General features: G+C 54.1%; 20 protein-coding genes and 2 pseudogenes. 8 read left to right on the top strand and 14 right to left on the bottom strand.

What is annotated here, in order from left to right:
* Positions 1-105: 105 nt before the first annotated feature.
* From RAC89_RS18305 to RAC89_RS18295, 3 genes are all read right to left on the bottom strand, one after another.
* Positions 106-1,275: a DNA sulfur modification protein DndB gene (locus RAC89_RS18305; protein WP_306615171.1), complete on the bottom strand. Its 1,170-nt coding sequence runs from the start codon at positions 1,273-1,275 to the stop codon at positions 106-108.
* Positions 1,275-2,411, bottom strand: coding sequence for a DNA sulfur modification protein DndB (locus tag RAC89_RS18300; protein WP_284637801.1), 1,137 nt, complete (start codon positions 2,409-2,411; stop codon positions 1,275-1,277). Before RAC89_RS18300 ends, RAC89_RS18305 begins: the two co-directional genes overlap by 1 nt.
* Positions 2,412-2,539: 128 nt before the next feature.
* Entirely contained in the window at positions 2,540-3,619 is a 1,080-nt protein-coding gene (locus RAC89_RS18295; RefSeq protein WP_306615170.1) for a LacI family DNA-binding transcriptional regulator, read from the bottom strand.
* 114 nt (positions 3,620-3,733) lie between these two features.
* Between RAC89_RS18295 and RAC89_RS18290 the strand changes: the two genes are divergently transcribed.
* Positions 3,734-5,089 carry an FAD-dependent oxidoreductase gene (locus tag RAC89_RS18290; protein ID WP_306615169.1) on the top strand — a complete coding sequence of 452 codons (1,356 nt, stop codon included), beginning with the start codon at positions 3,734-3,736 and terminating at the stop codon, positions 5,087-5,089.
* 76 nt (positions 5,090-5,165) lie between these two features.
* Here the strand turns inward: RAC89_RS18290 and RAC89_RS18285 are convergent, their stop codons facing one another.
* The 9 genes from RAC89_RS18285 to RAC89_RS18245 form a co-directional block, all read right to left on the bottom strand.
* On the bottom strand, positions 5,166-6,302 hold the full coding sequence (locus RAC89_RS18285) for a Ger(x)C family spore germination protein (protein ID WP_306615168.1): 1,137 nt from the start codon (positions 6,300-6,302) through the stop codon (positions 5,166-5,168).
* Complete coding sequence (locus RAC89_RS18280) at positions 6,299-7,390, bottom strand: hypothetical protein (protein ID WP_306615167.1); 1,092 nt, start codon at positions 7,388-7,390, stop codon at positions 6,299-6,301. Before RAC89_RS18280 ends, RAC89_RS18285 begins: the two co-directional genes overlap by 4 nt.
* A gap of 10 nt (positions 7,391-7,400) precedes the next feature.
* On the bottom strand, positions 7,401-8,753 hold the full coding sequence (locus RAC89_RS18275) for a spore germination protein (protein WP_306615166.1): 1,353 nt from the start codon (positions 8,751-8,753) through the stop codon (positions 7,401-7,403).
* Between the two features lie 85 nt (positions 8,754-8,838).
* Positions 8,839-9,579, bottom strand: coding sequence for a YqjF family protein (locus RAC89_RS18270; protein ID WP_306615165.1), 741 nt, complete (start codon positions 9,577-9,579; stop codon positions 8,839-8,841).
* Complete coding sequence (locus RAC89_RS18265) at positions 9,576-10,193, bottom strand: glycerol-3-phosphate responsive antiterminator (RefSeq protein ID WP_306615164.1); 618 nt, start codon at positions 10,191-10,193, stop codon at positions 9,576-9,578. The genes RAC89_RS18270 and RAC89_RS18265 overlap by 4 nt, the downstream gene beginning before the upstream one ends.
* A gap of 68 nt (positions 10,194-10,261) precedes the next feature.
* Complete coding sequence (fdhD, locus tag RAC89_RS18260; protein ID WP_306616127.1) at positions 10,262-11,062, bottom strand: formate dehydrogenase accessory sulfurtransferase FdhD; 801 nt, start codon at positions 11,060-11,062, stop codon at positions 10,262-10,264.
* A 5-nt stretch (positions 11,063-11,067) separates the two neighbouring features.
* Positions 11,068-13,419 carry an FdhF/YdeP family oxidoreductase gene (locus RAC89_RS18255; RefSeq protein ID WP_306615163.1) on the bottom strand — a complete coding sequence of 784 codons (2,352 nt, stop codon included), beginning with the start codon at positions 13,417-13,419 and terminating at the stop codon, positions 11,068-11,070.
* A 187-nt stretch (positions 13,420-13,606) separates the two neighbouring features.
* Positions 13,607-13,963, bottom strand: coding sequence for a Na-translocating system protein MpsC family protein (locus RAC89_RS18250; protein WP_306615162.1), 357 nt, complete (start codon positions 13,961-13,963; stop codon positions 13,607-13,609).
* An 84-nt stretch (positions 13,964-14,047) separates the two neighbouring features.
* Positions 14,048-15,772, bottom strand: coding sequence for a stalk domain-containing protein (locus RAC89_RS18245; protein ID WP_306615161.1), 1,725 nt, complete (start codon positions 15,770-15,772; stop codon positions 14,048-14,050).
* A gap of 174 nt (positions 15,773-15,946) precedes the next feature.
* On the opposite strand from RAC89_RS18245, the gene RAC89_RS18240 reads away from it, so the two are divergent.
* Both RAC89_RS18240 and RAC89_RS18235 read left to right on the top strand, forming a co-directional pair.
* Positions 15,947-17,275 (top strand): MFS transporter, encoded by a 1,329-nt coding sequence (locus tag RAC89_RS18240; RefSeq protein ID WP_306615160.1) that lies wholly within the window; start codon positions 15,947-15,949, stop codon positions 17,273-17,275.
* Between the two features lie 173 nt (positions 17,276-17,448).
* Positions 17,449-18,996: pseudogene (locus RAC89_RS18235) on the top strand (catalase); the annotation flags it as partial.
* Positions 18,997-19,079: 83 nt separating this feature from the next.
* Here RAC89_RS18235 and RAC89_RS18230 read toward each other — a convergent pair.
* Positions 19,080-19,787 (bottom strand): pirin family protein, encoded by a 708-nt coding sequence (locus RAC89_RS18230; RefSeq protein ID WP_306615158.1) that lies wholly within the window; start codon positions 19,785-19,787, stop codon positions 19,080-19,082.
* A 135-nt stretch (positions 19,788-19,922) separates the two neighbouring features.
* Here RAC89_RS18230 and RAC89_RS18225 point away from each other — a divergent pair, with 135 nt between their 5' ends.
* From RAC89_RS18225 to RAC89_RS18205, 5 genes are all read left to right on the top strand, one after another.
* On the top strand, positions 19,923-20,222 hold the full coding sequence (locus RAC89_RS18225; protein ID WP_306615157.1) for a hypothetical protein: 300 nt from the start codon (positions 19,923-19,925) through the stop codon (positions 20,220-20,222).
* 81 nt (positions 20,223-20,303) lie between these two features.
* Complete coding sequence (locus RAC89_RS18220) at positions 20,304-20,468, top strand: hypothetical protein (protein ID WP_284637769.1); 165 nt, start codon at positions 20,304-20,306, stop codon at positions 20,466-20,468.
* Between the two features lie 296 nt (positions 20,469-20,764).
* Positions 20,765-21,286 carry a CBO0543 family protein gene (locus tag RAC89_RS18215; RefSeq protein ID WP_306615156.1) on the top strand — a complete coding sequence of 174 codons (522 nt, stop codon included), beginning with the start codon at positions 20,765-20,767 and terminating at the stop codon, positions 21,284-21,286.
* 235 nt (positions 21,287-21,521) lie between these two features.
* On the top strand, positions 21,522-21,779 hold the full coding sequence (locus RAC89_RS18210) for a hypothetical protein (RefSeq protein ID WP_306615155.1): 258 nt from the start codon (positions 21,522-21,524) through the stop codon (positions 21,777-21,779).
* Positions 21,779-22,171 carry a pepsin/retropepsin-like aspartic protease family protein gene (locus RAC89_RS18205; protein WP_306615154.1) on the top strand — a complete coding sequence of 131 codons (393 nt, stop codon included), beginning with the start codon at positions 21,779-21,781 and terminating at the stop codon, positions 22,169-22,171. Before RAC89_RS18210 ends, RAC89_RS18205 begins: the two co-directional genes overlap by 1 nt.
* A gap of 210 nt (positions 22,172-22,381) precedes the next feature.
* Here RAC89_RS18205 and RAC89_RS18200 read toward each other — a convergent pair.
* Positions 22,382-22,471: pseudogene (locus RAC89_RS18200) on the bottom strand (LuxR C-terminal-related transcriptional regulator); the annotation flags it as partial.
* Between the last annotated feature and the right edge of the window lie 31 nt (positions 22,472-22,502).

Raw genomic sequence — 22,502 nt, 5'->3', positions numbered from 1 at the left:
TGCAGCTTTGCTTCCCTCCCTTGCTCGACACATTAAGGCATGAAAAATATGAAAAGCCACCCGTTCCGGCCATTAGGCTCAGTGAATGGGTGGCTTTTGCTTTGCTTAGGCTGTAGCTTCGTCCTCTACCGGATCGCCGTGCAGCTCCTGGAAGAGCTGAACCAGCTTGCCGTGCTTGCGAAGCGATTTTTCATGAATCAGGTTCAGCTTGCCGTTATCCAGCACGCCGAAGCGCTCGATCAGGTGCTCATTCTCATGCGACCAGTCGAAGTTCTCGAAGATGCTCATGCAGCTGTTCCAGTTCTTCACGTACTTGCCGTCCGCGAACAGGTGACGATGCGCATAGAGCGCAATGCTCTCCTGCATCGCCCGCGCCGAGGAGCTGTACTGCGGAAGTCCCGGCTGCTCCGGCATGAGCGGTAGCAGCGTTGTATAGAATTGATGCAGAATTTCGATGTAGGTCGAAGGATCCTGCTTGATTTTGCGCGCCAGCTCGTAGGAAGGCTGCATTTTGCCGGTGAACAGCATCGTAGCCGTTGTGTAAAGCCAGCTGAACGAAGTGAAGTTCTTATTGTATGCCGTCAGATTCGCACGGCGCTCGACGCCTGCGGACTTCAGGAAGACATTGTGGTCGACCACCTGCTGGATGACCAGGTTAAGCGGATCGATGGAATCGAACGAATGGCCGAGCTCCTTGCTTACAAGCTGCACCTTGGAGTTGATGTCGCCGAAGAGCTGCTTCTCCTCTTCCTCGCTGAGACCGATGTAGATCTGTACCGCCAGCTCACTCTCCATCAGCTCCAAGCGACGGCGCTCCAGCGCCACCAGTTGCCCTTCGTATTGCTCCAGCTCCTGCGCTACCTCGGCATTGTCAGGAGACTTGCGCACCTTGATTTTGAAGGCGGCAATCTTTTTCTCCAGACTGCGCACCTCCTTAAGCATTTGCTCATTCACATAGCCCAGCGCCAAAATCCGGTGCTGTCCGTCAAGAATGCTCAGCTTCGAGCCGGGACGCAGGAACAAGCCGTTGTCCGCCTTTGCCAGCGAGCTGACATCACGAAGGCTCAAAGTAACAGGACCGAAGAAGATGCGGTCGATCTCGCGCTCCTGCAAATAATTGGCGATTTTGCGGCGCTGGCCGTTGCTCAGCTTCCGCTGCACCATCGGGTCGATCATTGTATAGTTCAGCAAATCCTGAACTTGAATCGGCACCGTTGCCAGGCCGAATTTATCGCAAAACGGGTGAATCGTCATTTTCAGGCAAAGTCCGTCCATTAGCCTACGTCCTCCTTGTCACGGATGAGAAATACGTGATGCTCCTCGAAAAAGTCCTTCACAAACTGATATGCCTTCATGATGCGGGAGCGTCGTGGCAGACGATCCTTCTCATCTCCGGTATAGATCGCACTCCAATCGATGTGCGGTAAAATTTTGACGCAGTAATCCAGCGCGTACTTGTTGAAGGTGCCGGTCTTCGTCACCTCGTCGTGGAAGAACATCGCGAGCGCAATCTGCAGGTTCTCCGACCAGCAAAGCTCGCCTTTCTCCGGCTCTGGAAGATAATTCAGCAAGCTTTCGAAATAGATCGAGGCCAGCTTCAGATGCTCATCCAAATCCTTCTCCTCGAAATAGTACCCGTTCCCGCGGGCCGCCGACTTCAGACGTCCCTCGAACAAACCGATCATGATCTCGATCAGCAAATGGTAGGAGAATAAATACTCGGGTCCTTTGCCCCGCTCTGTGAACATGTCGACCGGAATTTGTTTCATCACCGGCGCTTCTTCAACCAGGCGTGAAGCCAGGACATGGTAGAAACGGCGCTGCTCGCGAAGCACGGCCAGGTTGCCGCCGATTTTGCGCGGAAGCTTGTTGATATCGGAGAACAGCTGGCGTTCCTGTCTAGCGTTGATGTCAAGATAAATCATGACGGATACCGGGAAAGCGTACAGCTTGCGAAGCTTCTCCGTAATTTCTTCCATCCGGTCGTATTCTCTCCGGTCCTTGGCCCGGGCCATCGCGCTTTGCAGCGTTTCCATCAGACGGCGGAAGGCGGCCAGACGGTGCTGCCCGTCTACGCAGTACAGCTTCTCGATCGCCTGAAGGCGATATACGCCGGACTGTTCGTCATATTCCCCTGCTCCGCGGGCGGAAAGAATAATGCCTGGGAAGTAAATCCCCTGCTGGTGATCCAAATACAGCATAATGTAATCCATCAGCTTGGACAGATTCTGCGGAACAATGGAACGCTGTACTTCTAAGTCTACTTCGTAAATGGAAAATAGCTTGCTCATCGGCAGCGTCGTTGAAAGCGTTGTCTGGCCGAAGGTACGCGAAACAACCCCGGGAATTTCCACGAAGGAAGACGCCTTTTGCTCTGCGATCAGTTCCGACAGAGACGAAATTGGATCCATAATGTGAATTCCTCCTAAATATATATCGTTTGATTACCCTTCCCTGTTAAAGCAATTGCAAAAATTTACTAGAATAGGTTCATATAGCTCCATTATACACCGATTCGAACGGAAACATTCAGGTTTATTCAAGAAATATGATGGTTTTCGCTTAATTTATTACGAATTTCGCTTGATGGTTTCCGAATCACGGTGTTTCCCGTTACATATTCGCCTTGAATGCGAATATGTTCGTAAGGACGCTGCGGATTGGCGATCCTCCAAAGCATCCGATCGGCGGCACGGTACCCGGTTTCGCGTATAAGCAGTGCCGGACGGTCCAGCAGGGGCAGGCAATCGGATTGTTCATTCACAAAGCCGATTAGAGAGCATTCATCCGGCACCTTGGCAAAGGCTTGTATCCGGTAATACACAGGAGCAACCTCTTCGTCGATCCCGCAAATGACAGCCGTTGGCTTCCGCTTCAGCCATTGCCGCTCGAATTGCTCCAGCCACGGGGAACCGGTACCCCTCACATGAACGGCATGCTCCTCCTTCTTCACGGTCAGCCGATGCTCCTTCATCGCTTCCTGAAAGGCCTGCCACCGAAGCACGTAGCCGCGCTGGGAAAGGATGTCGCCGCAGTATAGGATGTTCCTATGGCCTGCCTTCACCAGCTCCCGGACCGCGAGATACATCGCTTCATACACATCCCACACGACACTGTCCACCTTTGCACCGGGTGGGGGAAAGTTCAACAGGATGCGGGGAAGCGGCAGAGCCAGAAGCCTCTCCTCCATCTGATCGGGCGTAATTCGCGGTGCGATGAAAATGCCGTCGCAATAAAGCACACCGTGCTCCTCCAGCCACTCCTCATAGTCCGCCGCTTTCAGCTTCGCGGGCAGCAGAAGTGTATCGATGCGGTGCCCGAATTCGGCGAACCGCTCATGCAAGCCCTGCAGCAGCAGCCGGTTGAAGGCAACCGATTGCTCGCTGAGCACCAATAGAAACCTGCGCTGATATAACGGATAAGGCGAGATTCTGTCGCTCTCCAGCTGGCGGAGCTGTTCCTTGGTTCGGTAGCCGAGGCGCGAGGCCGTCTGCAGGATCAGCTGCCGGGTTTCCTCCGACATCCCCGAATGTCCGCGCAGCGCCTTGGACACGGTTTGAATCGTTAAGCCCAGCTCTTCCGCCAAGTGCTGTAACGTAACCGACTTCCTTCTAGGCATGGCGTACTCACCCTTTTACACGGATTCCTTATAATTTAAACAAAAATGATACTAAATTTAAAGCGATTTTTATTATAAAATAATAAAAAATCGTGAACAAAAGGAGACATGGCCATGAACACAGCAGCTCTTCGCCAAATGGAAGCAGACATCGTGGTGATCGGAGGAGGTCCGGCCGGCGTATGCGCAGCCATTGCAGCAGGACGAAGCGGAGCGAAGACCGTTCTAGTCGAAAGATACGGCTTCATCGGGGGAATGTCTACGGCTGCCTTGGTGTACCCTTGGATGACCTTCCATACGACGGAAGGGAAGCAAGTCATTCGCGGACTCGGACAGGAGATCATCGATCGCCTGATGAGCATGAACGCCTCTCCGGGTCACGTGCGGGATACCGTCGGCTTCGTAAATACGATCACCCCGTATCATCCCGAGGTGTACAAGGTGCTTGCGATCGACATGATGAAGGAGGCCGGTGTCAAGCTGCTGCTTCACAGCTTTGTGGATCAGGTGCAAACGGAGGAGAACCGGATTCGATCGGTAGAGCTGACCACCAAGTCCGGACGGATTCGTGTAGAGGCGAAGGTGTTTATCGATACGACGGGCGATGCGGATGTAGCCTACCTTAGCGGGGCGCCCTGCTTCAGAGGACGCGAGGGGGACAGCCTGACGCAGCCGATGACGATGAAGTTCCGCATGCGCGGCGTGGATTTGGCCAAGGTGAAGCAGTACATGCTGGAGCATCCGGACGAATTTTACAAAAAGACGCCGATCGATGAGCTCGCCGATTTGCCGCTTAGCGGCGTTCTCGGCTTCTTTAAGCACTGGAAGGCTGCGGCGCTGCCGATCAATCGCGATCAGGTGCTGTTCTTTACCGGGCCGAATGAGGACGAAGTGCTCGTCAATACGACAAGGGTACAAGGGCTGGACGGAACGAAAGTCGAGGATCTCACCGAAGCGGAGGAGCTTGGCCGCAAGCAGGTGCTTCAGGTAGCGGATTTCATGACCAAGAACCTGCCCGGCTTCGAGAAGGCGTCCTTGTCGCAGGTCGGCGCGCAGATCGGAGTTCGCGAAACGCGCCGGATCGATGGACAGTACTCGCTGCAAGCGAATGATGTCATAGAAGGACGGCGCTTCGAGGATGTAATTGCGCGCAGCGGCTATCCGATCGATATCCATGATCCCTCGGGGAAAGGCGTCGTAGCCGCATGGGTAAAGGGGGACGGCGCTTACGACATCCCGTACCGCTGTCTTCTGCCGAAGCGGATCACGAACCTGCTCGTAGGCGGACGCTGCATCTCTACCTCCCACGAAGCACTGGCTACCACGCGTTTAACCCCAAGCTGTATGGCGACGGGTCAAGCGGCCGGAACGGCAGCGGGCCTTGCGGTTCACCATGGCATCTTGCCGGGTCAGGTTGAAGTCAAGGAACTGCAGGAGCTGCTTAAAGCAGCGGACGTGGTTTTGGACTAACGGAATAAACCGATCAGGCTGCAGCACTCTATATGGGAGCTGCAGCCTTCGGCTTTAGGGCCGATCCCGATCCCGGTCAGCGGATATAACCTGTGTCTACCAAGCGGCACTTGGCGGTTACCTCGAAGGCAGCCCTCGGATAGAGCCGTTCCCAGGACTCTACCTCCTGTTCGTAGCTGTCCCAGCGTGCAGCTCTGTAACGAAGGCCGAAGCCGATCGGGTCCAGCCGGTTTTTCTGCAGCTTCAACAGAAGTTTCGTCAGCTGCTGCTCGATCTGCCGCTCGGCAAGCTTCTCCAGCTCCGGCAATTGCTCATCCGTGATAGGCTCATGGTCATGCCTTTCCTGTATCACCCCCAGGATGTCAAAACGCGCTGCAATTCGAACACCGCCTTCCCCATCGTCAAGAACATGATACTTCAGTTTAATGTCCCGCGAGAGTATAGAGAAGCTCTGGTGCTCTTGTTCAACCAGCAAAAACATTTCGTCGGTTTTTTTATTGAAAAAGTTGATCAGCTTGGTCTCATCGGGCGTAAGCAGCATCACCAGCTTGCCTTTCTTGTCCACAATGCCGCTTTTGTCGATCACAAAGTGGTCCTTCTGCGCTTCGATAATGGGCATGACTGCGTTGGTGCCCGGCTCCACCAAGTCCCGGAAAAAGGAAAAGGAGTATTGGGAAACGATTTTTTTCGATTCCACACCTGTGTTGCCGAAGGAAAGAAAGAGCGCGTTCCCCGGATATCTCTCATAGGACGTTCTAAGCGACAGGACCTCCGTCGCTGTGGGGCGCCCGATTCCAACCCAAGCGATCCCCTGGAGGTCGCGCTGCCGCATCACCCAGTCGAGCTCCTTCTCAAGACCGCCTCTCTTCATCAGCTCTTCTCCCCAAACAATCACCTTGATATGTCCCAAATCCAGTTCCTTGTCAATCTTCGATTTAATCATCGATATCGCTTCGCTGACCGTACGGGCTTCTTGAGTGAACACCTGAAACTTGTCCTGGCCGGACTTGGGCTCGGAGTGAGGAATCGCCATCTTCAGCGAAAGACGAACTCCGTTCGGGTCGCCCTCCGGAGCATCCAGTCCCAGGACAACCGCAAAGAAACGCTTGTCGATATCCTTGAAGCCGCAGCCGGAAAGCGTCAACAGCACGAGCAGCAGCAACAGGAGAATATACGGACGGAAGGTCGTATCCTTACCGCAGGGTAATCTCAAAGGGACCGCCTCTTTTTTTGAAGATATATGATGACCAGCAGAATAAAGCATTCCCCCGGCAATCGGACCAGCTGAAAGGCGATATTGAAATCCTCGATCTGAAGGCTGTTCAGCGGCACCAAACAAAGGGCAATCGCCCCGAAAAGCACCAGGACCGCGCCGATGCTATAGGAGCTAAGCTTGCTGCCTTCACGAAACGGCAGCAGGCTTTTGGCAAATTCCAGGCCGACATGCCAGTGTATAGAAATGCTGATCAGCGATATCGATACGTAGACCAGCAAAAAAATGAACATCAATCGCTCTACCAGAAAGAAGTCCATCCGGATCGCATCCGCCGTCATGATCCAGGGAAATAAATACCGGTCGATAGTAACGGTACCATGATAGAGAAACGGGATAAGGAAGGTCGTCAGCACAACTCCCATACAGGTAGGCACAATGATCCAGGGGAGCCACTTGGTTTTGATCGGTATACTAAAGACCCGGTTAAAAACGACCATATTGATATAACCGCTCAGAATAAAGGTCGTCGCTGCAAAGGTGGTATAGGGCGGCCAGCTATGTGCATGGGTAAGTACATCCAGCATCGTATCCCAGCGTATGCCGTCTCCGGTCAATGTTTTGAACAAAATAAAGAATACCAATGGCAGATTGACGACAAACAGCATCTCCGTACCGTACATTACGCTATCCGAGGACATTCGGGCAACAGCCAAAACAACCAAGAGGAAGGTCACCATGACGACGGTTTCCGACAACGACGGGTCGATGTACTCTACCGTCAGCATAGTGAAGCCCAGCAGTGTACACAGCCCGGCGGTATACCATAGGCCTGTGCATATGACGATAATCGAAGCGCTGACGGCTTTCGGCATGTAGCGCTTCATGAGCTCAGGCAGGCCTTGGCCGGGAAATTCCCCGAGCCGCTTGACCACCTGGTACATCAGCAAAGTGCTGATTAACACGGAGAGCAAACATGCGATGATCGCCCCGTCGAAGCGCGCATCGATCAGTACGCTCGGCACATACTGGATGACGTTGAGCATGGCATTGATGAATACCAGGTAATAAAAATATCTCGGTGCCATCCGGACACTTTCACCGTCCTTTGTTTGTGCCTCCCGGCCCTATTTGGTGACGCTTGATGACCCCCGGCTGGAACAGCTTCAGATAAGGCTGGCCGAAGCTGCGCAGGCTGCTTAAATACATGACGAGCCATACAAGCCCGACAACAATCCCTAGCAGACCGAACAAAGAGGCCAGCACGATAAGCGGATATTTGATGACCCTGACGGCAAAGCTCATGGCATTGATCGGTATGACGAAGTTGGATATGGCTACGGCCGCCACGATAATGATCATGATATTTCCGACCAGTCCCGCCTCCGTTGCCGCTTGACCGAGAATCAAACCGCCGACCGTCGTTGCGGTGGAGCCTACCGACTTCGGGAGACGGACACTGGCCTCAATGAGAAATTCCATCATAATCAGCATGATGATAATTTCCAAATAAGATGCGTAAGGAACGGCCGAACGGCTGCCCGATACCATCAAAGCCAGCTGGACACGAAACAGCTCGGGATTATAGGAGGTTGCTCCCACATAAAACGCCGGAAGCGCCACAGTAATGAATAAGCCGAAATAACGCAGAAGCTTCAAAAAATACCCGACCAACGGAAGCTGCGTCGGCTCGTCCATCGATGAGAAGAAATCGAAAAAAACAGCAGGCAGTACGAGTACGAAGGTCGTCGACTCTACAGCAAGGATGATTTTACCATTGGATAAATTTAAAACAGCCCGGTCCGGACGATCCGTAATCATGTGTCTTGGAAACAGTGTCCACCTCTGCTCCATGAGCAGCTGACTTAGCTCACCGGCAGATTGGAGGAGGTTCACCCGAATCGAGCCCAGGCGCTTCTTGACCTCATGAAGCATCTTCTTGTCGATGATCTCGTCATCATATACTAGCGCCACGGTGGTTCGGGAGCTTTCCCCGATCTTCATTGATTCGATCTTCAGCGACGGCACGCGGTACCTGCTTCTCAGCATGTTCAGAGTGATCTGGATGTTCTCGCTGAAGGCATCCTGCGGTCCCTGAATGACCGTCTCCACCTGCGTGTCGTTCACCTTTTGGGCTTCATATTTGCGTACGTCTACGAGCCACCATTGATCCTCAATACGAAGGGCTACTTGTCCCTCAAGAACAGCTCCCATCATATCTTGATAGTCTTTCGGTTTTCTTGCAGCAGGAAGAGAGGAGACGGCTTGAGGATACGATTCCGCCAAGCGGAAAAAGGGCTCGATGATCTGGAAATACATCTTCTGATCGTCGATGAGGAAATAAATATACAGCAGCTCCATCTGCCGGGAGGCACTGGTTAACTCCTTGCAGATGACATCCTGTGAGGTTTGAAGGCTGTTCTTCACTCGCTCCCACACGGCCGAATCCATCAAAAGAACCCCTCCTCCAAAGAATGGCATCCCGTACCTTACATGGATAACATTCCCCGAAGCAGGGGCTTTTATGAAGTGTTCGCTAGGAACGCACGCGAAGCAGAGGCCAAATCCGCACATCGATCGTGCTTGCAAAGTGAAGCAGCGGCTTCGTTTCCTCCACGGCTATTCCTTGCGCTGACGTCATCGTATTCATGAAGAACTCCGCCTCGGCCAATCGGAGCGGCCATGGCGGATGTAGTATGTCGCAGCGGCAGGGCTGTCCGGAGCCGTTCAGCGTATATAGGCAATAGCGCTCCGTCAGCCACTCCTCGATGGAGCCCGGGCTTGCCAAGAACGCATCGGATATCGGCCGATATGCCGCCTGAAATGCGCCGGGGGCGCCGTTCGCCCTCACGCTCTTGTAGCTGATAATCTCCCTTCGCCGCTTAACCTCCATACGCGCGTAGATGTAGGGCAAATGATAGAACGCCCGTGCCAGCTTCACGGCAAGCCAGTTCGCGGCGTCCAGACTGAAGAAATAAACGCCCGGCTTGCCGTCGATTGTGACGTAGGTCCGTACATTCAGCTCCGGGAACCGGTCCGTCAGGGGGATGGGCGGCATTCCTCGCATCCGAATGCCGGTCATATCGAAGGGCACGACGCCGATCCAGCCCCACCCGTCGTAGGTATCGATAGGCAGGCTGCCCGGAACCAGCCGGCGCAGCGCTTCCGGCCGAATCGGCCAATGGGCAAACAGAAGATCGTTCCATGTCTGCTTCATGATCCAGGGCAGGTCCGGTACGGGCCATGGCCGATGTCTGTCATCCCAGTAAGCTGTCATACGCCGCCTCTCGGGGCGGGGGCTGCGGGGGCTGCAGGGGCAAAGGCATCCCAAAGCTCCTTGCGCGAGGTCGTTACCGCTATGGCACCGCTCTCCAGCGCCAAATTCACATCCTGTTCCGACCGGATGAGTCCCCCCGCGAGAATCGGCACCTCCAGACGCTGCCTCAGCTCGGAGATGATGTGCGGCATGACGCCGGGCATCACCTCGATGTAGTCCGGGCGAATCTTCTCCGCCAGCTTGTAGCACATCTCCAGCGCACCCGAATCGAGCAGAAAATGGCGCTGAATGGCTAGAGACCCATGCTTCTTCGCCGTAGCGACCGCGCTGCTTCGCGTGGAGATGATACCGGCCGGCCTAACGCTTTGACAGAGGAATTCGATGGCATAATCATCATTTTTCAGACCCTGGATCAGATCGACGTGAATGAGCAGCTGCTTGCGGTGGCTCCTCGCCAGCTGCGCGATGCTCATCAGCTGGGAAATATGGCTGTCGAGCAGCACGATCCACGTATAGGGAGTGTCCAGCAAACGCTCCATATCCTTCATTTTGCGGACAGCCGGCAGGATGGACTGGCCTTGAAAATCTCCCTTGGCATTTTGCGTAACGCCCATAGGTCATCAGCGCCTCCTGGCAGAAAGTAGTTTTCTCCTATCCACCATCATAGCATAAGTCCGATACCTCACATAGGAGCCTGCAAGCCCAGCCGTTCTGGATGTGTGTAAACGTTGAAGCTCTCGCCGCGAAGAAACCCGACCACGGTAATGCCCAAGTCCTCCGCCAGCTGAAGCGCCAGCTCGGTGGGTGCGGATCTCGCCAGCAGGGTGCCGATTCCCATTTTTGACACCTTGAGCAGTACCTCGGACGAGACGCGCCCGCTAAAAGCCAGCACCTTCCCTTTCATCGGCACCCGGTGCCGCAAGCAATGGCCGTACACCTTATCCAAAGCGTTGTGACGGCCTATATCGGTTCGGCAGAGCAGCAGCTCGTCCGCGGTACACAGCGCCGCGTTATGAACCCCCCCGCTAAGCTGAAAGGCGACGGAGTGCTCCTGAAGCTCCCGCATAAGCTTCACACACTGCTCCGGGGTCAGCCGGTCGCGGGAGCGGATCGTCTTGGCCGTCCTTGCATCGCTGCGCCAGTACAGCTGGCGGCTCTTGCCGCAGCAGGAGCCGATCAACCGCTTGGAGTGATCGGCAAGCTGCAGCATTCCGGGATTCGCAAGCTCGATGTAGGCGAAGCCCTTGCCTTCATCCAGTTGCAGGGAAAGAAGCTCGTCGGCGGTACGAATCAGCCCCTCCGAGGCCAGAAAGCCTATCACCAGCTCCTCGATATCGATAGGGGTACAAACGATCGTGGCGAACTCCTCCCCGCCGATGCTGACGGTAATCGGCCGCTCTGTCGTAACGGCATCCTGCCGTAAGGTAAAGTCCCCTCCTTCGTAACGCCAAATCGGCCTTAGGGACATCATCTCCCGCTCCATCGTCCTCACTCGCTTTCGAGCTCCAGCTCATCGATTCGCTTCTCCACATACTTGGTGTCCTTAAGCGCATGAAACGTTTCCGCCTTCTCAACGATTACGGCCGTATTATATTCCGGGATGCCCGCATGCGGCTCGTAAACCCCCTTCGGCAGCAGCACATTTCCCTCCGGCCAGTGCACCTCGATGTTGCCCGCCTTCACTCGTTCCGGCTTCGCCCGTCCCTGGAACGTGCCGAAGCGGTTATAAACCACGATGGCGTCTCCCTCACGGACACCGATGGCCGCAGCATCGTCCGGGTGAAGCAGAACGTCATATCGGTCCGCCCCGTTAAACGGATCCGTTTCGCTGTAGATCATGGAATTGAACTGCTTCCCGCGCCTTGTCGTCACATAGAAATGTCCCTCCGGCTTGCGGCGCTCCGGCAGCTCGATCGGCAGGAGCCGGCCTCGGCCGTCCGCCGTCGGACATATCCCGCCCTCGCACAGCCAGGCGCCGCCCCACTGAAACACGTCACCGCGGGCCTTCAGATACTGGATGCCGTCATAGTTCGGCGCAGCCTGTGCTATCTCCCTTCGGATCGCCTCGGCGCTTTCGAAGCGGACCAGCGCAGCCGCCTCCGGCTTCACCCGTGCCGCCAAATCCGCATAAATCTGCCATTCCGGACGGGCCTCGGGCAATCTCGGGCCTTCAATCTCCGGCGAGAAATAGACCATGCGCTCGGTCGAGGTGGAGGTGCCTCCCCCCGGCTGCTCATAGCGGGTCATCGCCGGAAGGACGACGACAGTCTCCTGCGCATCCACCAGCGTAGATGAATTCAGGATGATGTCCTGATGCACGCGAAGCTCGGTAGCCTCCAGACAGCGGCGTACGAACGCAGGATCCGGCATCGTCTCGAGGAAATTGCCTCCGGAGGTGTAGAACACCTTCAGCTTGCGCTCATGCTCCTCCGGCAGCAGCGCATTTTCCAGCGATACCCCGACGATGTCCCCCTGCCAGCCGGGCAGCTGAAACCCCCACAGCGCTTCTATGCGCCGCCGGTTCTCCTCCGTATCGTCTCCTCCAGGGAGACTGAACGGGTCCGCCCCCATTTCACCGGAGCCTTGCACGCCGCTATGCCCCCGAATCGGCATCAGGCCGCAATGCTCCCGGCCTAGAAAGCCGCGCAGCAGCGCCAGATTCGCCACCTGCGAAATGTTGTCCGTCCCGAAGCGGTGCTGGGTCAGCCCCATGCTCCAGACGAAGACGGCGGAGCTAGCTCCCGCCAGCAGCCGGGCGAACTCCCGCATTCGTTCGCAGCTCATCCCCGAGGAGGCCTCCAGCTCGCTCCAGCCCAAAGCGGCAACGTGAGTCCTTAGCTCTTCATAACCGTTCGTATGCTCCTTAACGAACGCATGATTCACAGCCGAGCCCGGCTGCTCCTCCTCCATCTCGAACCAGGCTTTCATGACGCCGTTCATGAAGGCGATGTCTCCGCCGATGTTGACCTGGTAAAAATCGTCGGCCAGCTTCGTACCGAATAACGCCGACTCCGGAATCGAAGGAATCCAATAGCGATCCATGGAGGGCTCATGATAAGGATTGATGACAACGATCTTCGTGCCCGCCCGTTTCGCCGCGTACATATATTTGGTAGACACCGGCTGATTATTGGCGGCTACGCTGCCCCAAAAGACCAGCACATCGGTGCCGATCCAATCCTTATAGCTGCAGCTCGAGGCGCCGATGCCTACCGAGCGCTTCAATGCCGTTTTGGAAGGCGAGTGGCAAATTCGGGAAGCGTTGTCAATATGGTTCGTGCCAAGAAAGCGTGCTACCTTAGCCGCTGCATAATACGATTCATTCGTAATTCCCCGGGCCGTCAAATAAAAGGCCAGCTGCTTCGGGTCGATCGCGCGGATTTTCCCTGCGATCAGCTCCAGCGCCTCCTCCCAGCTTGCTCTGCGGAAGCGGCGTTCGCCCTTCTTCCTGATCAGCGGGTAAGGCAGGCGGCCGAGCTTGCGCAGCTCCGTGCTGTCCAGCTTCCGCAGCTCCTCAATATCCGCATGAAGCGTCTTCTCGGGTATGGCCGGCATCGTATTCAGCCGAAGCACGTTCAGCCTTGTCGTGCACAGGTGCGGTCCTTCCAGCGTCTGATCGTACAGGCCCGACACGCCCAGCGCGCAGCCGTCGCATACGCCCTGCGTAAGGATACGGTACGCATAAGGAAGCTGATCGCGATTCTCCCAGGCCACCTTCAGCGTATCGCGTATATGTCTGGGCTTGAGCTGCTGCAGCCCGAACGGCACCTTGCTGACCCACAGGCTCGGGTCCGGCCGTCCCGGCAGCTTCACCCGTCCCGAATGTTTGGTTGTTCCCATGTTCACTACCCCTTTTGTCCATACATTTTGTAAGCGCTACCCCATGAATTTCCATGAAAAAAGCCGCAACGAACATAACCCATAGCTCCCGTACGATATACAGGGGTAGGTGTTACGTCGATTGCGGCGGTTAGTCTTGAGCAGGAGCGCTGCCAAGTGCCAACGGCACATGATCATTGTATTCTGTTTATGAGAATTTTAACTCAATGTTCTGATCGAAGACAAAGATGCTCATTCCGAAATCCTTATCCAAATCGATATCGACATACAGCTCGAGGAATTTGGCCCCGAGCAGATCCTCCATCTCCACGGGAGGATGGGTGCGGTATATTTCCTTCACCATCTCCGTGCGGGCGGAGCGCAGCACCTGCTTCCCGTCGACGGCGGAGGCGATGAATTTCTCCACCGGGGAGAGATTGCCCTCCATCTCGCAAATCGCCCAATTCTTACAGAAGGTGGTGCGGATTTCACGAGGCCCCTTGCCCATATGCCTTTTGCGGTAAGCCTTAACCAAATTGCTGAATTCAGCTTCATATTTGTTCATCTGCAGGACAGCTCCGTTATACGGCATCTTCTGGACCACATTTTACCACGTACCGCCTCTTGCGGACAAGACTGGAAAAATCGCCTATCGAACCGGATCTCCGTCCTTGAAGGTTCCGGAGAACAGCACTTCCCCCGAAGCGGAGTACACCGTGCCGATCCCGTTCGGCTTATCGTCCCTGAACTGCCCGACATACTTTTGGCCGCCTTGGTAATAGTAGGTGCCTTGCCCGTTGAAGTTTCCTTTCACGAAGTCTCCCTCGTAGATAAGCGCCCCGTCGTTCGCATAGGCTTTGCCCCGGCCCTCCTGCTCGCCGTTTTTCCACTCGCCTACGTACTTGGCACCTTCGTCGTGATAGTACGTGCCGGTTCCGTGGTATTTATCATCGGCAAAACCTCCCTCGTAGCGCAAACGGCCGTTGAAGAATTGCTTGCCTTGACCGTGGGGCAGGCCGTTCCGCAGCTCTCCGATATATTTGGCCCCGTCATCGTAGAACAGGACGCCTCGGTACGCTTTGTTTTGCTCGAACCTTCCCTTCAGACTGTTCTTCCAATCCTGTTCCAGCTGCTCTGCCGATTTGCCGGTCACCTGCTTGATGACATCCTTCCATTCTCCCCGGACGAACCAAAGGTTGTTGATCTTCGTCTCCCCATAGCTCTCGACCAGATAAGTGTAGAACGACTGCGATTGCGCGTAGATCAGCGAGATCTGCTCCTTCTTCCATTCCTGATTATTGTCCGGGATCGAGGCGAAGGGCAGCAGCCGGTTCCCCTTATACGCCTCATAGAGGACGGAGTGACGGACAAAATTCGGATGCGGCTCCGCCTGCTCATAGTAGGTTGCCGCCGCCTCGCCGAGGAACGTGCTCGCATCCAGCTTGCTCTCGGGATGGCTGAAGGTCATGGCGTGCGTCAGCTCGTGCTTGAACGTCGCCAGAACGCGGTCAATGCTCGTATCCTCCGTCAGCTGAATGAACATTGCCTTCTCGTTCGTATTCCAGCGCGCATGACCGAAGGACAGCCTGGATTCATGCGTGTAGTTTTCTTCATCCTGAAAATATACCGGAATCCGCTCGCCAAACGGCCTTACGCCGAACCGCTCGAGCAGGAATTGCTGTATAAGATCAAACCGGGTGGACATCCGGAGCACATCTTCTTCTTGAGCAAAGTAATATATATCGAAATACTTGGTGCTGAACGACTTCCAAGACTGCTTCGCCTTGAACGTGTGAGGCGTCCCGACGTTCGTCCGAATGGCCGGCAGCGGAGAAGGCAGCTTGTAATCCTCCATGCCGTTAATCGTTAGCGGCAGCTGATGCGACGCCTTAGCGAACACATCGGCTGAAGACCCTTGAGGCTTTGTCGTGATCCGTACAGTACGTGTCGCTTCATCCCAGGCGACCTGGGCTCCGAGTGATTCGCTGACGAAGCGGGCCGGCACCAGCGTACTGCCGCTGATCAATACGGCAGGCTGCTCCAGCTGAACGGCCTTCCCGTTGATCTCCGCTTCGTTCTTATTGATAGCAAGTATCACGCGCGTTGTATCCTTAAACCCGCTCACCGTACGGGTGCTGCCGTCCCAGATGACGGTGGCGTCCAGCGCTTCGAAAATGCCGCGAAGCGGTACCAGGGTGGAGCCGTTCAAGATGATCGGCGGTTGCTCGTAGGTTTGGAGCGTACCGTTAATTTGCACTGACACCGGAGCAACCGGTTCCGACTCATTCGCGCTCGCGGAGGGTGCGGGGAGCTGACTGGAGAACAAGAGCGTTGCAATAGTTACTACGGAAGCATAACGACGAAATGCAGACATAAACATCCCCTCTAATTCGTAAAATGACATCACTATTGTACCATGGCAGCGGCAGCAGAATGGTGAAAACTTCTTAAGCTGACCGCCCTATAAAATTCGTGTAAAGAAAGAGGAATTCCGCCTGTCGCAATGGAATTCCTTCAGTACCCATTCTTGCATCGAAGGAGAGAATCCATGACCAACCCAAAAGCGCCCCTGCAGCAGCCCGCACCCGCCCGATCGGGGATAGGCCTCTATTTTTCCATTCCCGTTCTGGCTTGGGCCCTTTATGACTTTGCCAACACGATCTTCACCTCGAACATCGTAACGATTTTTTTCCCGTTTTATTTGCAGGAGGTGCTTGGGGGCAGCGAGAAAATGAACCAAATTGCCAGCACCTTCGTGTCCTACACCAATGCGCTCGCCAGCTTCTTTCTAGTGCTGATGTCGCCGCTGTTCGGCGTATGGATCGACCGGACGGGACGTAAAAAGAAGTTTCTCGTCCCCTTCGCGCTCATCAGTATCTTCAGCACGCTGCTCATGGGACTGTTCGCTTCTTGGAACACATCGATGACCTGGGCCGGCCTGCCGGCATCCCTATGTATGGTGCTGCTCCTGTTCATGGTAGCTAAATTTTTCTATAACTCCAGTCTCGTGTTCTACGACGCCATGATCTCCGATCTGGGGCAGGAGAAGGAAATACCGCTTATCTCCGGGTTCGGCGTAGCAGTCGGCTATATCGGTACACTGATGGGACTTTCCGTGTATCCTTTCATCGGCAATGACGGCTTTCATGAATCGTTCATCCCTACGGCATTGCTGTATCTCGTCTTCTCGCTGCCAATCTTCTTCCTGTATAAGGAGAAGCCCGCCCGGGAGGTTGCGTCCGTTAAGAAGCCTTCCTTCTTCAGCGGGTATAAAGAAATTTACGCTACCTTCAAGGAAGCGAAGCTTTATCGTGCCGTGTTCCTCTTCATGATCGCGTACTTCTTCTTCAATGACGCGGTAGCTACGGCCATCGCAGTTATGGGCGTGTACGCCAAAACGGTCATCGGCTTCTCTACCGGCCAATTCATCCTGCTCTACCTTGTATCTACGGTGTCGAGCATCATCGGTTCGTTCGTCTTCGGCTACGTGACCCGAAGCGTCGGCGCTAAGCGCTCGGTCAGTGCCGTTGCCGTCATCATGATCATCTCGATTGTTCTCGCCTCTACGGCAACGAGTGAGCCGGTGTTCTGGGCGGCCGGAAGCTTATACGGCGTAGCGATGGGCGCCATGTGGGTGACTTCGCGGACGATGATCGTGGAGCTGACGCCGGAGGAGAAGCGGGGCCAATTCTTCGGCTTGTTCGCCTTCTCCGGCAAGGTGTCTTCCATTGTCGGACCGCTGCTGTACGGTACGATCACCCTGCTGCTCGCCGACAGCGGCAATCTTGCGAGCCGTATTGCACTCGGCTCCCTTACCGTGCTGGTGATCATCGGGCTGTTCGTCCATGTGAAGGTGCCTTATACGAAAAAGGACTAAGTTTGATGGGAAAGACCTGGCCTGATAGCCGGGTCTTTCCTATTTGAAAGACTGCACTTAGACGCCAAATGTTGCATTACATCAGAAGTTCTCTGTTTATGAATAGTTTTTCCTCCGGTGGTAGAAACTGGGACGGATAAAGAGCTGATGGAGGCAAAGACATGGAAACCAACAACGGACAATCCGAATCAATGACGTTAACCAACCGCCAGGGGCACCCGATCTCGAATAATCAGAATGTAAGAACGATCGGCAGCCGCGGGCCCGTAACCATGGAGAACTATCATTTTTTGGAGAAAATATCGCATTTCGACCGGGAGCGCATTCCCGAGCGGGTCGTGCATGCCCGCGGTGCCGGTGCGCACGGCTATTTTGAAGCCTACGGAACCGTCGGCGATGAGCCGATCACCAAATACACGAGGGCCAAGCTGTTCCAAGAGAAGGGCAAGGAAACTCCTGTCTTTGTCCGCTTCTCCTCCGTGGTTCACGGAGGCCATTCCCCGGAAACCTTCCGCGACCCGCGCGGCTTCGCGGTGAAATTCTATACGGAGGACGGCAATTGGGATCTCGTCGGGAACAACCTGAAGGTGTTCTTTATCCGTGATCCGCTGAAATTCCCCGACATGGTACACGCCTTCCGTCCGGATCCCGTAACGAATCTGTCCAATCCGGAGAGAATGTTTGATTTTATTGCTAATTCCCCGGAAGCGACGCACATGGTGACGTTCCTGTTCTCCCCTTGGGGAATTCCGGCGAACTATCGTCAAATGCAGGGCTCCGGAGTGAATACCTACAAGTGGGTCAATAAGGACGGCGAAGCGGTCCTTGTGAAGTATCATTGGGAGCCGTTGAAGCAGGGGCTGAAAAATCTGCGGCAAGTAGAAGCGGAGCAAATTCAGGCGAAGAATACGTCCCATGCCACGCAGGATTTGTACGAGGCGATCGAGCGCGGCGATTATCCGGAATGGGAGCTGTGCGTTCAAATCATGAGCGATGACGAGCACCCGGACCTGGATTTCGATCCGCTCGATCCGACGAAGCTGTGGGATCATGAGAAATGGCCGTTCCTGCCGGTCGGCAGGATGGTGCTGAACCGGAACCCCGAGGATTATTTCTCCGAGGTGGAGCAATCCGCTTTCGGCACAGGCGTACTCGTGGACGGCCTCGATTTTTCTGACGATAAGCTGCTGCAGGGGCGCACGTTCTCTTATTCGGACACGCAGCGCTACCGCGTAGGCACGAACTACCTGCAATTGCCGATTAATGCACCGAAGACGCATGTCGCCACGAATCAGCGCGGTGGGCAGATGGAGTTCAAGGTGGATCGCGGTCCGAGCCAAAATCCGCATGTCAACTACGAGCCGTCGCTCCTCGGCGGTCTTAAGGAAGCCCAGCCGGCCGGCAAAGAGCATGAACCGGCCTATCGGGAGAGGCTGGTGCGTCAAACGCTCGACCGGACGAATGATTTCGGACAGGCAGGAGACACTTATCGGAGGTTCGAGGGTTGGGAGAAGGACGAGCTCGTCGCCAACCTTGTGAATGCGCTAAAGGTATGCCATCCGCAAATCCAAGATAAGATGGTCGAGTATTTTACTAGAGCCGATGCGGAATACGGCCGCCGGGTGGCGGAAGGCCTTTCGAAGGTTAAGAACGAAATGTCATCTATGGATGAAGGCGCACAGCTGGCGGCGCAGGCCGGGAAGCGTACGGACGGGTATTAATGAAGAAAGCGAAGCTTGCCGCAGCATGGCTGGGTTAGGCTTCGCTTTCTTTTCATATGACGTGCATGCGCTACCGGGAGAGCTTACGCGGGCAGATCCATAAACATGAAATGAGCCCCCGACTCCGACGCGATCGACAGCTCCGACAGACCGGTCATGCGAGCGGCATCCCTTCTGCTCAGCTTGGCTTCTCCGTTCAGCGTCACGTCCCCCTCAATGACAAACAGGTACATCTTGCGATCCGGCTGCTGGGTGAAAGAGAGCTCGCGCCCCGCTTCGAGCTGCGACATATAAATGGTCATATCCTGATGAATATGAACCGTACTCTCCGTGCGAATCCGGTTGGATACGACGGGAAGCAGAGCGTTCAACGCTGACCGAGCATCATAGGCCTTCTGCTCATAGGACGGAGTCAGCCCCCTCTCGCTTGGGAGGAACCACAGCTGCAGCGTATTCGCCACTTCATCCGGCGACGAGTTGATTTCCGAGTGGAGGATCCCGGTGCCTGCGGTCATGCGCTGCACCTCGCCCGGTCGAAGCACCTCCTTGCCCCCGGTGTTGTCCTCATGCTGGAGCTGGCCCTTCACAACGAAGGTGACAATTTCCATATCACGGTGAGGATGGGTACCGAAGCCCTCCATAGGCTGTATGTAATCATCGTTAAAGACCCGCAGCGGTCCGAATTGCACATTCTCCGGGTCGTAATAGTCGGCAAAAGAGAAGCTGAAGTTGCACTGCAGCCAGCCGTGATCGGCCGAGTAACGTGAGGCGGCGGGGTAAATTTTGATCATAGGATGCTCCTTCGGTCCATATGGATTTGGGTATAAGCTTTTCCTTTATGCCTGCATTGTAATGTGATACACTTACTTTCGTCAAGTTACTTTCCAATTGTACACATCTAATTACTGAACAGGGGGACCGGCATCATGCGAATGTATATACGCCATGCGGTGGGAGGACGACTTTTTCTGGACTCGGAGAAGCACCAGACTGCCTTTGATTTAGCGCGTTCGGAGAACGGCTGGACATTCACTATCGACCTTGCCGAAGAGGAGTTGGCTGAAGAGCTGATAAAGAATCGGCTGGAGCTGAATATTTTCGTAGTGGATGAGGAACGGCAAAACCAGAAATCATGGTACTATTCATCGGACGGCGCCATCACATATAACAAGGTGGAGCGAAAGCTCATCATTGCCGCGGACGCCCGTATGGATTATAACGTATAAGCGCTTCCCTTTGCATGCATAAGGTGTAGAATGTTGGCAACCCTAAGAGCATTCCCAAGCTGATTGGAAGGAGTGCTCTGCATGGATGATATTAAAGACAATGCGAATTTCGGCATCCCTGAGGGCGAGCCCGGTGTTGCTGCGACTGATGGGATAAGCGACGTCGTGGGAGCCGTTATCAATAATCTTAAGAAGGAAGCTACCGGGGAAAAGGACCCTGTACGGGTGGAACGGAAGGCTCCCTAATCACCGCAATCGGAATCACTTGACGACTTACAGGCAATCGATACGTCTTGTCGCCTTACAAAAGTAGACATTTCTCTTCGTTGTAAGCTCCCGGGTTATCGCCTACAATGGTTATACCCTTTATCTGAAGGAGCTGAGGCTATGCGATTCATCGAAAAGCTAACCCCTGGTCAGTTCTTGCTCGTTTGGTCGCTGCTAGCCGTAATGGTGTATTTGTCCTTAAAGCTGTTTTTTTGGTGAACCACTCTTCGGGAGTGGTTTTATTCGTTTGGGAACATCGAATAAAGTTCTAGTTTATGGTGAAGATAAGACTCATTGCCTATTTTCCGGGAGTGAGCACAACAACCATGGCATTCATGCTAATGAATAGATCGGTATTAATATCCTGCTGGATTCTAGCAGCACTTCTGGTAGTCATCTTTACCCCCAGGGGTAAAGTTCGCGAAGCCCTTGTCATTTTTTTGTTTACACATGCTGTTACGGGGTTGTTCGGCCTTATCGTCGCAGAGCTTAAACTCATCGAATATCCTATCCGGGAATTCGCCTACGCAACGAAAAGCAGCTTTGCCTTTGAATATTTTATTTACCCTGCCACCTGTGTCATCTTTATACTTAGATTTCCCCATACCAAAGGTTGGATGAATAAAGTCGGTTGGTACCTGATCTGGCCGACTTGGATGAGTATCGTGGAAGTATTGATCGAGCGTTATACCGGGCTCATCCGGTATTTGGATTGGTCCGGCCTCTGGTCCTGGATCACCCTGCTCGTTACGTTTAGTATGTCGCACCTCTTCTACCAATGGTTTTATCGCAAGTAACCATCGATTGGGGCATATGCTTCTTGCCACATCCCCCCCCCCACAAGCACCAAAAACCTTCTCTTCATGCCCCATACGAGGCATAAAGAGAAGGCCGGATCGGTTCGCTATTGGAGAATCCTCAGATCGTTAATTCCCCTAGTTTGATTAGTTCCACAACCGAAGTACAACCGATGTTTCTCCCTCAGGGCTTATGGTATACTTATTCTATCCAAGCCACAAGGGGTGATTGCTCATGAAATGGAACGAAATCACTAAAATTTATCCGAATCGTCTTGTGCTGGTTGAGGCTCTTAAAGCGACCTCCCAAAACCGGATTCGTATCATTGAGGAAATGTCCGTAGTGAACGAATATAAGGACTCCATGGAAGCTTGGGAAGGGTACAAGCAGTATCACAAAGATGACCCAGGGCGAGAGCTATATATTTTCCATACTAGCCGCGAGAACGTGGAAGTGGTTGAAGAGTTCTTTTCCGGGGTGAGGCAGCACTGATGCAGATTCGGATGATTCGTGGGCTGCCTATTGTTTCTTTATCCATGGAGTATAATAACCGTACCATCGAACTAACTGATGTGCTATTTGATACGGGCTGTGCCGCTACTGTTTTTGATACGGATGTACTGGCAGCTCTCGGTTTGTATCCTGACTTCATCAACGGAACGGTAAAGCGGATGTATGGAATAGGCGGAACCAGTGAGGCCTGTTACGAGCAGTGGGTTCGCGATATCAGGATTGACTTTGTAAGCCTGCCTTCGTTTCGTTTACAGCTCGGTTCGATTCATGAGCCTTATGGATTTGCTGGCATCATTGGAATCGATTATATGCTGCAGACCGGGCTGAAGGTGGATTTTGAAAAAATGCAAATTAGTTATTCTATAACATAAAGCAGCAGCTGGGGATCATAGCACTTTTCTTGTTCTCCGTAATGCCCAGCTCCTCGGCAATCAGCCGATTACTTAGGCCGCACGCTACGTAAGTCAACATTTCCGTTTCAGCTTCTTGCCACATCCCCCCCCACAAGCACCAAAAACCTTCTCTTCATGCCCATACGAGGCATAAAGAGAAGGCCGGATCGGTTCGCTATTGGAGAATCCTCAGATCGTTAATTCCCCTAGTTTGATTAGTTCCACAACCGCCTGCGAACGTCCTTTGACGTTTAGTTTCTGCATGACGTTCGAGATATGTTTTGTAGCACACAATAAAATAGACATTAAA

The sequence above is a fragment of the Paenibacillus sp. GD4 genome, assembly GCF_030846225.1.
GTDB lineage: Bacteria > Bacillota > Bacilli > Paenibacillales > NBRC-103111 > Paenibacillus_G > Paenibacillus_G silviterrae.
This window is presented reverse-complemented; position numbering and strand designations above follow the sequence as displayed.